This is a genomic window from Streptomyces sp. NPDC091371 (genome assembly GCF_040684275.1).
In the GTDB taxonomy this organism is placed as follows: domain Bacteria; phylum Actinomycetota; class Actinomycetes; order Streptomycetales; family Streptomycetaceae; genus Streptomyces.
In genome coordinates this window covers 505520-516322 of the sequence record NZ_JBFBFP010000002.1, presented here as the reverse complement: position 1 = coordinate 516322, position 10803 = coordinate 505520, and the positions used below count along the sequence as shown (strand labels likewise).

Genomic DNA, 10803 nt, shown 5'->3' with positions numbered 1-10803 from the left:
AGCTCGATCACTGAACCGATGCGGGGCACGTCGGCCCGGCCCTCGATCAGCTCGTGGCGTAGGTCTAACAGAGTCATTGGTGCAGTTAACACACCGGCTGGGCGTGGGATGGCTGCCGGGTGGCAGCTCCCCGAGGATCAGGCCCTGGCCGGCGATGCGGCCGAGCAGTTCGGCGTGTCCGCGCGGATAGGCGACGTCCACCCCGCAGGCGAGCACCGCCGCGGTGGCGCCTCCCGAGGCGAGCGCCCCGCGGTGGGCGGCGCCGTCGATCCCGTACGCGGCCCCGGAGACCACGACCCAGCCCCGCTCGGCGAGCCCCGCCCCCAGGGTCTGGGCCATGTGCGCGCCGTACGGAGTGCAGGCGCGGGCCCCGACCACGGCGACGGAACGCAGCGCCCAGGTCCGCAGGTTCGGCCGGCCCCGCAGCCACAGGCCGATGGGCCGGGCCTCGCCGAGGTCGTCGAGCTGGGTCGGCCACTCCGCCGACCCGGGGCACACGAAGCGGCCCCCGTACGCGGCGGCCTCAGCCAGGTCCCGCCGGGGGTCGGCCTGCGCCGCCCGCCTCCGGTACCCGGCGAGCCGCTCGGCCCCCACCCCGCCGAGGCTCCGCGCCTCCTCCTCGCTCCCGGTCAGCAGCCGTATCACCGCGACGGCCCCGTACTCCCGCAGCCACCGCCCCACGGCCTCGTCCCCCGGCTCCGCCACCCTCGTCAACGCGGCCCGGGCCGGCACCTCCGGATCGTCCACCGCGTTCATGAGCCGGCCCCTGTCACCATCGGCACCCCGCGGGCGATCCCGGTCCGCAGTTCCAGGGCGACGGCGACGTCCAGCGCGTCGGGCCGGTCCCTCCCCCGCAGGTCGGCCACCGTCCAGGCGACCCGCAGCACCCGGTCCAGGCCGCGAGCGGTGAGCAGGCCGCGGTCGACCTCCCGCTCGGCCTGCTCCAGCGCTCCCGGGGCCGGCTGCCACCTGGTCCGCAGCTCTTGCCCCGGTACCTCGGAATTGAGCAGCCAGGGCGTGCCGCCGAGTCGGCCGGCGGCGCGGTCCCTGGCCTCCCTGACCCGGTCGGCGACCACCGCGGTGGACTCCCCGCGGCCGCCCTGCCCCAGCAGATCGGCCCGGGTCACCGGCTCGACCCGCACGCGGAGGTCCACCCGGTCGAGGAGCGGCCCGGAGAGCCGGCCCTGGTAGCGCCGGATCGCCGAGGGAGGGCATTCGCACCCGGCTCCGTGCAAGGTGTGGCGCCCGCACGGGCACGGGTTCGCGGCGAGCACCATCAGGAATCTGGCGGGCAGCCGCACCACCCCCGCAGCCCGTGCGATGACCACGTGCCCCGATTCGAGCGGCTGCCGCAGCGCGTCCAGGGCGCGGCCGTGGAACTCCGGAGCCTCGTCCAGGAACAGCACGCCCCGGTGGGCCAGCGAGACCGCCCCCGGTCGGGGGACACCGTTGCCGCCGCCCACCAGCGACTGCATGGTCGCCGAGTGGTGGGGCGCGCAATAGGGCGCCCTGGTCACCAGCGGCTCTCCGGGCGGGAGGATGCCCGCCACCGAGTGCACCGCCGTCACCTCCACCGACTCCTGCCGGGTCAACGGTGGCAGGATCCCGGGCAGCCGCTCGGCCAGCATGGTCTTGCCGGCCCCCGGCGGCCCGTTGAAGAAGAGGTGGTGGCCACCGGCCGCGGCCACCTCCAGGGCCCGGCGCGCGGCGCGCTGCCCGGCGACGTCCGCGAGGTCCGGGAACTCCGCTTCCGGGCCGCCGTGGGCCGAACCGGTGCCCAGACCCGCCCCCGGCAGCAGCAGGCCCGCCAGTATCGGGTCCGGGCGGCCGGGGGTGTCGACCGGTTCCTCCTCGGGGACGGGCGTGTCCGTGAGGACCGCGATCAGCTGGCGCAGGCTGCGGACGCCCAGCACCGAGACGTCCGGTACGAGCGCGGCCTCGGCGGCGCACTGCTGCGGCACCACCACCTGCCGGTAGCCAGCCTCCGAGGCGGCCAGCACGGCCGGCAGGATCCCCCGGACCGGGCGCACCCGGCCGTCCAGCCCCAGCTCCCCGATGAGCACGAGGTCGGCGATGGCAGCGGGGTCGACCACCTCGGCGGCGCCCAGCACGGCCGCCGCCACGGCCAGGTCGAAACCGGCGCCGCTCTTCGGAACGGACGCCGGACTCAGCCCGACCGTGAGCTTCTTCTGCGGCCAGGCCGCGCCCGAATTGACCACGGCGGCACGCACCCGGTCCCGGCTCTCCACCAGGGTCTTGTCGGGCAGCCCCACCAGGGTGAAGGCCGCGACCCCGGGCTCCAGGTCGGCCTGGACCTCCACCACCACTCCGTCGACGCCGACCAGGGCCACCGAACAGGCTCGTGCGAATCCCATCAGGCCACCCCCCTGACGTGCTCCACCACGGGCGCCCCGCGCCGCGGCAGCAGGACTCCGACGAGGTCGATGCGCACCCCGCCCGGGGGCGGTCCGCCGTGGTCGGCGAGCCAGCGCCCGGCCAGCCTGCGCAGGCGCTCGGCCTTGCCGGGCCGCACGGCGGCCATGGGATGCTCGAACTCGCCCTCCCGGCGGGTCTTGACCTCGCAGACGACGAGGGCGTCCCCGTCCCGCGCCACGATGTCGATCTCCCCGCTGCGGCACCGCCAGTTCCGCGCGATCACGGTCATCCCGGCCTCGGTCAGCCGCCGTGCCGCGAGCTCCTCGCCGTACCGCCCCAATGCCTGCTGTGCCACGCCCTTCGCGTTCATCCGGCACCACCTCCGGCACCGACGATCGCGCGTCCACGCCCACCTTGTGGATCTTGGTGGACAGCCGGGCCGTTGTGGACAATCCCGTCACCCACACGAAGGACGGGCCCGTGCGGCGCCCCTGGCAGGAGGGGCGTGGGGCGTGACTAGCCGCCGGGCAGTTCGAGGTCGCTCTTGTTGAGCTCCTCGATGTTCACGTCCTTGAAGGTCAGCACGCGCACCTGCTTCACGAAGCGGGCCGGCCTGTACATGTCCCAGACCCAGGCGTCGGCCATCGAGACCTCGAAGAAGACCTCCCCCTGGACCGAGTGCACCTGCATCTCGTAGTCGTTGGTGAGGTAGAAACGGCGTTCCGTCTCGATCACATACTTGAACAGCCCGACGACGTCGCGGTACTCCCGATAGAGCTTCAGCTCCATCTCGGTCTCGTACTTTTCGAGGTCCTCGGCACTCATGGCATGTTCCCCTTCAGCCGTGCGTCCCCCTATTGTGCGCCAGACCCATGCGCCCCTAAACGATTTCCGGGGCCAAGACCACCGGCGCACCCGGAGGACCCTCGTCGAGCAGCGTCTTCAGCAGCTCGGCGAGTCTGGTCGGGTACACCGTCTCACGTGCCGCGAGCAGTTCCTCGGAGGTCCACCACCTGGCTCCGGTGACGCTGCGCCGCTCCAGTTCGGTGAGCCCGCGCATCTCGGTCCGCGTCTGGGCGGTACGCGCCAGGAAGTACCACTCGTCCTGTTCCCAGCGCCGCCCGTCGAAGGGGAACGAGCAGTACCTGTGCCACAGGACCGGCCCCAGTTCGACCTCTGTGATTCCCGTCTCCTCGGCCAGCTCCCGCAGGGCGGCCTGCTCCCGGCTCTCGGATCCCTCCAGCCCGCCGCCCGGGGTGAACCACCAGTCGTCGCCGGGGTCGGCCGGCTCGAAGCCGTGCAGCAGCAGGATCCGGTCCGCGGGGTCCAGCAGGATCACCCGGGACACCTGCCGCGGGCCGGGGGTCCCGGCCGCCGGGTCAGCGGGCACCGGCCCGCTCCTGCCGCCGCCCGCGCCCCAGAGCCCGTGCGACGGGCCCGTACGCAGCCCCCAGCACCACCAGGACGGCGCCGGCGGCCACCGCCGCCACCTGGAGCAGCAGCGGCCCGGGCCGGGAGGTCCCGCCGGGCAGGCCCTCGTACGTCTTCGGCCGCTCCAGCATCTCCATGGCGGGCCAGGCCAGGGCGTCGACGCGGGCGCTGACCGTCGACCGCGACACTGTGCCCTGCCCGGCTTCCTGCAGGTGGGCCCGCGAGTCCAGCGAGCCGGCGCGCTTGTCGCCCAGCAGGAAGAGGTTCCCCTCGGGGACCGTCACCTCGAAGGGGGTCCCCGAGGGGGCGGTCTGCCCGGGCGGCATTTCCAGACCGGTGTCGGGCTTGGTGGCGTCGATGTAGGGCTCGTCCAGCGCCGTCCCGTTCACGGTCAGCTCGCCGCGCGGGCCGCAGCACTTCACGGTGTCGCCGCCGATGCCGACGACCCGCTTGACCATGGGCGAATCGCTCCACATGGAGTCAGTAAAGATGACGACGTCCCCGCGGCGCACCTCGCCGCCGTCGATGCGCTGCGCCAGCACCCGGTCCCCGGGCTTCACGGTCGGCATCATCGAGTCCGTCGGCACGGTGTACGGCTGGTAGGCGACCGCGCCCCAGATGAAACCGCCGAGGAAGAGCACAAAACCGATGGCCACGGCGAGCCCCGACAGCGTGTTGCCGAGACCGCCGCGGCCATCCTCACCACTGCGTATTGAACGGGTACCGCTCGAACGCGTACCGCTTGCTTGCGTGCCGCCCATTGCAGCGCCCCCACACTTCGGAGATCGTCGACCTGGGCGGCACCCTACCCGGCGGTACGCCCGTTGGTCAGCCTCCGGCGGCGCCACATGACGAGCGGAACCGCGCCGACGAGCCCCAGTGCGGCCGGGCCGACCGCGGTCGCCGCGGGCTGCTTGTCGATGCCCGGCTGGTCGAAGGTGTCCGGGACCGGCAGGGTGGACCAGCGGGTGATCGGCCACGCGACCACCACGGCCCGTCCGACGACCTTGCTGACCGGCACGAAGCCCTGGGTGGAGTCCTGCATGTGGTAGCGGGAGTCCTGGGAGTTCTGCCGGTGGTCGCCCATCACCCAGATCTTGCCCTTGGGCACGGTGATCGGGCCGAAGGGCGCGTCGTCGCACGCGGTGTTGCCGGGGAAGATGTACGGCTCGTCGAGGGCCTTGCCGTTGACGACGACCGGGCCGCCCTTCTTGCACTCGACCGTGTCCCCGCCGATGGCGATGGTCCGCTTGATCAGGTCCTTCTCGGAGGCGTCCGGCATCAGGCCGATCTTGCTGAGGATCTGCTGGGCGAGGTTCGGCTCCGGGGTGGCCTCCCCGGACAGCCAGTCCGCCGGGTCGTGGAAGACGACGACCTCGCCGCGCTCGGGCTCGGAACCGAACCACGGGGTCAGCTTGTCCACCAGGACGCGGTCCCCCCGCTGCAGGGTGTTCTGCATCGAGTCGGAGGGGATCGAGAACGCCTGGACCAGGAAGGTCTTGATCAGCAGGGCGAGCAGCAGGGCGATGCCTACGAGGAGCGGGAGCTCCTTCCAGAAGGAGCGGTGCGCGTGCGCCTCGGTACCGCCGTCCTCCTCCTCGGCCTCGCGCTTGACGGCGTCGTCGTCCGGCCGCTCCTCGCCCTCGTCGCGTCCGGACCGTGCGCCTACCGCCACATCCCCCACATCCACTCCTCTTGTAGAGATCGCCGCCCGCGCCGGATCGGACACGGGCCCTCCCCTCCCTTAACGAGCGGGAGTTCCCTAAGGCGCGGGAGACCCAGGACACACTATGCGAACGGCACGCCCCGGCGGCGCCGACGGCGCCCGCGTGCCTCGCGCCGCGGCTGATCGGGCACCATGCGGAAGGTCGCGGGCGTCTCGAAGCGCTTCCAGTGCCCGTAGGGCCAGGCGATGACCACGGCCTCGCCCACGACCCCGTTCTCGTCGATGGTGCCCTGGAAGGCCTCGTCGAGGTGGTAGCGGGAGTCCGCCGAGTTCGCCCGGTGGTCGCCCATCACGAAGAGCCGGCCCGCCGGCACCTGCACCTCGAAGGAGATGTCCGAGGGGGTGTTGCCCGGGCTCACGTACGGCTCTTCGAGCGGCGAGCCGTTGACGGTGACCCGGCCCTTGGCGTCGCAGCACTTGACGGTGTCCCCGCCGACGCCGATGACGCGCTTGATCAGGTCCTGCTCGTCGGCCGAGGGGAGCAGGCCGATGAAGGTCAGCGCCTGCTTGACCTGCTTGATGCCGACCGGGTCGGGGGCCGGCCGGGCCGCCTCGCCCTGGAGCCAGCCGCCCGGGTCCTTGAACACGACGACGTCGCCGCGCTCGACCTTGGAGCCGAACCACGGGGTCAGCTTGTCCACGAGGACCCGGTCGCCGATCCGGATCGTCTGCTCCATCGAGCCCGACGGGATGAAGAACGCCTGTACGAAGAAGGTCTTGAGGAGCATGGCGATGCACAGCGCCACGACCACCAGCAGCGGCACCTCGCCCGCCCGGCGGGTGCGGCGGCGCCGCTTCACCCGGCGGGCCAGCCTGCGCCGCTCGGCCCGGCTGCCCGGCTCGGGCTCCGGTTCGCGCCGCGGCCGTCCTCGGCTACCCATGGCCGCCGCCGGCGGAGCCCCAGCGCGATGCCGGCCAGCCGATCCAGTCCGCCCGCCCGATCACCTTGTCCACCGGCACCATCCCCCCGCCCGGCTCCCCCAGGTGGTCCCGGGAGTCCCGGGACTGGGACCGGTGGTCGCCCATCACCCACAGCGTCCCCAGCGGTACGACGATCCGGAACGGCACCGTCGAGGGCGCGTCGCCCGGGAACAGGTACGGCTCGTCCAGCGGGACGCCGTTGACCTCGATCCGCCCGCCCGCGTCGCAGCAGACGACGTCGTCACCGCCGACGCCCACGACCCGCTTCACGAAGTCGGTGTCGGAGGGCTCCGCGAGCCCCAGCACAGAGGCCGCGCCGTGCAGGACCTCGCCCACCGGATTGCCCTCGGGGCGTTCGCGTACGAAGGATCCGGTGCCGTCGAAGACCACCAGGTCGCCCCGGCGCGGCTGGTCGCCGAAACGGTACGCCAGCTTGTTGACCAGCAGCCGGTCGCCGACCTGGAGCGTCGGCTCCATCGAGCGGCTGGGGATCAGGAAGGGCTGGACCACGAAATTGCTGAGCAGCAGCAGGAGGACGGTGCCGAACACGCCGAGCACTCCGGCCCGCCGCCACGTCAGCGGCCGCAAGGCCCTGGAAAACGCGAAACGCGACCGCCCCTCCCCGTCTGCACGGGAGGAGTGGTCGCGCTGCGTGTGAGGTGCTTCGGTGTCCATCGGGGGCGAGCCTATCCGGCCTGCCCCGGACACCGGAGGGGACCTCAGTTGTCGCGCTTCTCCTTGATCTTCGCGGCCTTGCCGCGGAGCTCACGGAGGTAGTACAGCTTGGCGCGGCGCACGTCACCGCGGGTGACGAGCTCGATCTTCTCGAAGATCGGGGAGTGGACCGGGAAGGTACGCTCCACGCCGACGCTGAAGGAGACCTTGCGAACGGTGAAGGTCTCGGAGACACCGGCGCCCTGGCGGCGGATGACGACACCCTTGAACTGCTGGATACGGGAGCGGTTGCCCTCGATCACGCGGACGTGCACGTTGATCGTGTCACCCGGGCGGAAGGCCGGGACGTCCGAGCGGAGCGCGGCGGCGTTGACGCCATCGAGCAGGTGAGACATGTTCTTCGTCTGCTTTCTTCGCATGACGCCACAGGTCGCCAGTGCGGGTTTCCGTAGAGAATTCGGGAGCCGTGCCACTCGTCGGACGACGATCCCCCTGTGGCAGGGGCGTCCGCGAGCACACAGCAGCCGCCTATTCTTCCACGCCCTCGGGCCTGCGCCAAAATCGGCCGTCGGCGGACGGCTGCCAGCCCAGGATGGACAGGATCTCCCGGTCCTTCTTGTCGAAGGCGGAGGCGTCGCAGCGCTCGATCAGGTCGGGGCGGTTGGCAGCGGTCCTGCGGAAGGCCTCGTCCCGGCGCCAGCGGGCGATCTTCCCGTGGTGGCCGCTGAGCAGCACCTCCGGGATGCCCCGGCCGCGCCACTCCGGCGGCTTGGTGAAGACGGGGCCCTCCAGCAGGTTCGCCATCTCGCCGGGCGCGAAGGAGTCGTCCCGGTGCGATTCCGCGTTGCCGAGCACCCCGGGCAGCAGCCGGGCCACGGCCTCGGTGACCACCAGGACGGCGGCCTCGCCGCCCGCCAGGACGTAGTCGCCGATGGAGACCTCGTACACCGGCATGCGCGTGGCGTACTCGTCCATGACCCGGCGGTCGATGCCCTCGTAGCGGGCCGGCGTGAAGATCAGCCAGGGCCGCTCGGAGAGCTCGACGGCCAGCTCCTGGGTGAAGGGGCGGCCGCTGGGCGTGGGGACGACCATGACGGGCCCGTGCGCGCCCGCCTCGTAGCCGTCGGCCAGCGCCTCGTCCAGGGCCTCGCCCCACGGCTCGGTCTTCATGACCATGCCGGGTCCGCCGCCGTACGGGGTGTCGTCGACCGTGTTGTGCCGGTCGTACGTCCAGTCCCGCAGGTCGTGGACGTGTACGTCGAGCTGGCCGCGGGCGCGCGCCTTCCCCACCAGGGAGACGTTCAGCGGTTCCAGGTACTCCGGGAAGATCGTGACGACGTCGAGACGCATCAGGCGTCGTCTCCGGCCTCGTCGCGGGTCGAGTCGATGACCGCTTCGCGCTCGTCGATCAGCCCCGGCGGCGGGGTGATGACGCAGCGCTGCTCCTCCAGGTCGATCTCGGCGACGATCTCCTCGACGAAGGGGATCATCACCTCGGAGCCGTCCGGCCGCTCGACGATGAAGAGGTCCTGCGAGGGCAGGTGGGAGATCTCGGTGATCCGGCCGATCTCGGTGCCGTCCTCGAGTACGACGTCCAGGTCCATGAGCTGGTGGTCGTAGTACTCGTCCTCCTCCTCGGGCAGCTCCGTCGGGTCGACGTCCGCGATGAGCAGGGTGTTGCGCAGCGCCTCGGCGGCGGTGCGGTCCTTGACGCCCGCGAAGCGGAGCAGGAGCCGGCCGCTGTGCACCCGGCCCGTCTCGATGGTCAGCGGGCCCGCCGACGCCGGTTCGGTCCGGAGCACGGCGCCGGGCGAGAGCCGCAGCTCCGGCTCGTCCGTCCGGACCTCGACGGTGACCTCACCCTTGATCCCGTGGGCGCGGCCGACCCGCGCGACTACCAGCTCCACCTGAGAAACTCTCCTGTTCGGACGACAACGGGCCGGGGCGGACACGTATGCCCTCCCCGGCCCGTGCCGGTGATTCAACTGCTCAGCGGACCTGGTCCACGTCGACGAGGTCGACGCGGATCCCCCGGCCGCCGATGGCGCCCACGACGGTACGCAGCGCACGTGCGGTGCGGCCGTTGCGGCCGATCACCTTCCCGAGGTCGTCGGGGTGGACCCGGACCTCGAGCACCTGCCCGCGGCGCAGGTTGCGCGAGGCGACCTGCACTTCATCGGGGTTGTCCACAATGCCCTTTACGAGGTGCTCAAGAGCCTCCTCGAGCATGATCAGGCCTCGGTCGACTCGGCGGCGGCCTCAGCCTCGTCCGCCTTCTTGTCGGCCTTCTTGGCCTTCTGGGTGATGGCCTCGCCCTTGGCGTCGCCACCCTCGAGGGCCTTGGCGAACTCGTCGAAGGAACGACGCTTGTCTTCCTTCGTCGCCGGCTGGAGCAGCGGCGCGGGGGCGGGGAGGCCCTTGTGGGCCTGCCAGTCACCGGTCAGCTTCAGGATGGCGAGCACAGCCTCGGTGGGCTGGGCGCCGACGGACAGCCAGTACTGCGCACGCTCGGCGTTGACCTCGATGCGCGACGGGTTGTAGGTCGGGTGGTAGATACCGATCTCTTCGATCGCGCGACCGTCCCGACGGGTACGGGCGTCCGCGACGACGATGCGGTAGTGCGGCTGGCGAATCTTGCCGAGGCGCTTGAGCTTGATCTTGACTGCCACTGGAGTGGTGTCTCCTGAACTTGACGTGGTTGGGCACATGAGATGCCACGTGGGGTTGCGGTACTCGGGTGCCCGATGGACGCGTCAGCCGGAGGAGAGAGGGGTCCTATGCGACTGTCGAGTACAGCTGTTCATTGTGCCATACGCCTGCGGCGCGCTCAGCCGGGAGGGCCCGATCCGGGACACGGCGGAGCGGGCCGCGCGGCCCGCCGCGGCGGTTCAGGAGGCTGCCGAGAGGGCCACCTCGGGGATGCGGAAGGGCTTCATGCAGCCTCCGCACACGATCGGGGCCTGCGCCAGCACCGAGGGGACCACCCGGACGTTGCGCCCGCAGTCGCAGACCGCCTTGACGCGGACGCCGCCGCCGGAGGAGCCGTGGCGGGCCGCCGGGCCGCGGAAGCTGCGCTTGGTGTCGGCGGCGGTGGCCGCCGTGTGCGCCTTGAGGGCGCGCTGCAGCCGCTCCATCGTCGGGCGGTAGCGCTTCTTCGCCTCGGGATTGAGCGTGACCAGCGAGAAGCCGCTGCTCGCATGCGGCTCTTCGGAGTGGTCCAGCCCCATCTCCTCGGCGATCGCGAGGAATCTGCGGTTGTGGTAGCGGCCGGCGCGGGAGGTGTCTCGGACCCCGCGGGCGGCGGCGATGCCGTGGACTGCCTCGTGCAGCAGTCGCTCGAAGGAGAGCTCGGCGCCGCAGGCGGACGAGGACTCTCCGATCAGGGACTCGGGCGCGGCAAGGTCCGGCAGCTCGGGGTGGTACCGCTGAATGTCGGCCCACGCCTGCGCCAGCTCTGCGGCGAGAACAGGTGGTGTCGTGCTCACGTCGTGACAACGAGCCGGGGTGCCCGGGTGTTCCGATTCCGGGCCATTCCAAATTTTTTGCACGTACCAGTCAGTTCAGTCTCATGCGTCCTGACGAGGACGGGTGCGCCGATCTCAGGAGGAGTCGGTACGTAACGACGACTACACCCCGGCGCGCGGCTCGGGCCGCACGCCGGGGTGTGGAAGCGG

General features: G+C 71.8%; 15 protein-coding genes. All 15 read right to left on the bottom strand.

The features are described 5' to 3' along the window. Positions 1–756: DNA-processing protein DprA (locus tag AB0O21_RS05210; RefSeq protein ID WP_365166339.1), on the bottom strand; the 756-nt coding region annotated here is incomplete at its 3' end. Further along, positions 753–2375 (bottom strand): YifB family Mg chelatase-like AAA ATPase, encoded by a 1623-nt coding sequence (locus AB0O21_RS05205; RefSeq protein ID WP_365166337.1) that lies wholly within the window; start codon positions 2373–2375, stop codon positions 753–755. The genes AB0O21_RS05205 and AB0O21_RS05210, both read right to left, overlap by 4 nt. Further along, complete coding sequence (locus AB0O21_RS05200; protein ID WP_365166335.1) at positions 2375–2746, bottom strand: YraN family protein; 372 nt, start codon at positions 2744–2746, stop codon at positions 2375–2377. Before AB0O21_RS05200 ends, AB0O21_RS05205 begins: the two co-directional genes overlap by 1 nt. Before the next feature lie 146 nt (positions 2747–2892). Further along, the gene (locus tag AB0O21_RS05195) at positions 2893–3201 is read right to left on the bottom strand and encodes a DUF2469 domain-containing protein (RefSeq protein WP_003965949.1); all 309 of its coding nucleotides are present in this window, start codon (positions 3199–3201) and stop codon (positions 2893–2895) included. Between the two features lie 55 nt (positions 3202–3256). Continuing rightward, entirely contained in the window at positions 3257–3766 is a 510-nt protein-coding gene (locus AB0O21_RS05190) for an NUDIX hydrolase (protein WP_365166333.1), read from the bottom strand. Further along, a complete protein-coding gene (lepB, locus tag AB0O21_RS05185; protein WP_365166331.1) occupies positions 3756–4568 on the bottom strand; it encodes a signal peptidase I in 813 nt (270 codons plus the stop codon). The genes AB0O21_RS05190 and lepB (AB0O21_RS05185) overlap by 11 nt, the downstream gene beginning before the upstream one ends. A gap of 44 nt (positions 4569–4612) precedes the next feature. Beyond that, positions 4613–5482, bottom strand: coding sequence for a signal peptidase I (gene lepB / locus AB0O21_RS05180; protein WP_365166329.1), 870 nt, complete (start codon positions 5480–5482; stop codon positions 4613–4615). Positions 5483–5595: 113 nt separating this feature from the next. Beyond that, positions 5596–6414, bottom strand: coding sequence for a signal peptidase I (gene lepB, locus AB0O21_RS05175; protein WP_365166327.1), 819 nt, complete (start codon positions 6412–6414; stop codon positions 5596–5598). After that, positions 6407–7129, bottom strand: a complete 723-nt coding sequence (gene lepB, locus AB0O21_RS05170) for a signal peptidase I (protein ID WP_365166325.1) — start codon at positions 7127–7129, stop codon at positions 6407–6409. The genes lepB (AB0O21_RS05175) and lepB (AB0O21_RS05170) overlap by 8 nt, the downstream gene beginning before the upstream one ends. A gap of 44 nt (positions 7130–7173) precedes the next feature. Further along, positions 7174–7524, bottom strand: a complete 351-nt coding sequence (gene rplS, locus AB0O21_RS05165) for a 50S ribosomal protein L19 (RefSeq protein ID WP_073911044.1) — start codon at positions 7522–7524, stop codon at positions 7174–7176. Positions 7525–7657: 133 nt separating this feature from the next. Continuing rightward, a complete protein-coding gene (trmD, locus tag AB0O21_RS05160; protein WP_365166323.1) occupies positions 7658–8479 on the bottom strand; it encodes a tRNA (guanosine(37)-N1)-methyltransferase TrmD in 822 nt (273 codons plus the stop codon). Further along, on the bottom strand, positions 8479–9036 hold the full coding sequence (gene rimM, locus AB0O21_RS05155) for a ribosome maturation factor RimM (RefSeq protein WP_365166321.1): 558 nt from the start codon (positions 9034–9036) through the stop codon (positions 8479–8481). The genes trmD and rimM overlap by 1 nt, the downstream gene beginning before the upstream one ends. An 82-nt stretch (positions 9037–9118) precedes the next feature. Continuing rightward, positions 9119–9358, bottom strand: a complete 240-nt coding sequence (locus tag AB0O21_RS05150; protein WP_030011889.1) for an RNA-binding protein — start codon at positions 9356–9358, stop codon at positions 9119–9121. Between the two features lie 2 nt (positions 9359–9360). Then, positions 9361–9798, bottom strand: coding sequence for a 30S ribosomal protein S16 (gene rpsP, locus AB0O21_RS05145; protein ID WP_351318398.1), 438 nt, complete (start codon positions 9796–9798; stop codon positions 9361–9363). Between the two features lie 219 nt (positions 9799–10017). After that, positions 10018–10614, bottom strand: a complete 597-nt coding sequence (locus AB0O21_RS05140) for a hypothetical protein (RefSeq protein WP_365166319.1) — start codon at positions 10612–10614, stop codon at positions 10018–10020. Positions 10615–10803 lie beyond the last annotated feature (189 nt).

Coding starts and splice junctions, on each gene's coding strand:
- AB0O21_RS05200 (WP_365166335.1), bottom strand. CDS start 2,746: ATGAACGCGAAGGGCGTGGCACAGCAGGCATTGGGGCGGTACGGCGAG.
- trmD (WP_365166323.1), bottom strand. CDS start 8,479: ATGCGTCTCGACGTCGTCACGATCTTCCCGGAGTACCTGGAACCGCTG.
- rplS (WP_073911044.1), bottom strand. CDS start 7,524: ATGTCTCACCTGCTCGATGGCGTCAACGCCGCCGCGCTCCGCTCGGAC.
- lepB (WP_365166327.1), bottom strand. CDS start 6,414: ATGGGTAGCCGAGGACGGCCGCGGCGCGAACCGGAGCCCGAGCCGGGC.
- AB0O21_RS05195 (WP_003965949.1), bottom strand. CDS start 3,201: ATGAGTGCCGAGGACCTCGAAAAGTACGAGACCGAGATGGAGCTGAAG.
- AB0O21_RS05205 (WP_365166337.1), bottom strand. CDS start 2,375: ATGGGATTCGCACGAGCCTGTTCGGTGGCCCTGGTCGGCGTCGACGGA.
- AB0O21_RS05150 (WP_030011889.1), bottom strand. CDS start 9,358: ATGCTCGAGGAGGCTCTTGAGCACCTCGTAAAGGGCATTGTGGACAAC.
- lepB (WP_365166325.1), bottom strand. CDS start 7,129: ATGGACACCGAAGCACCTCACACGCAGCGCGACCACTCCTCCCGTGCA.
- lepB (WP_365166331.1), bottom strand. CDS start 4,568: ATGGGCGGCACGCAAGCAAGCGGTACGCGTTCGAGCGGTACCCGTTCA.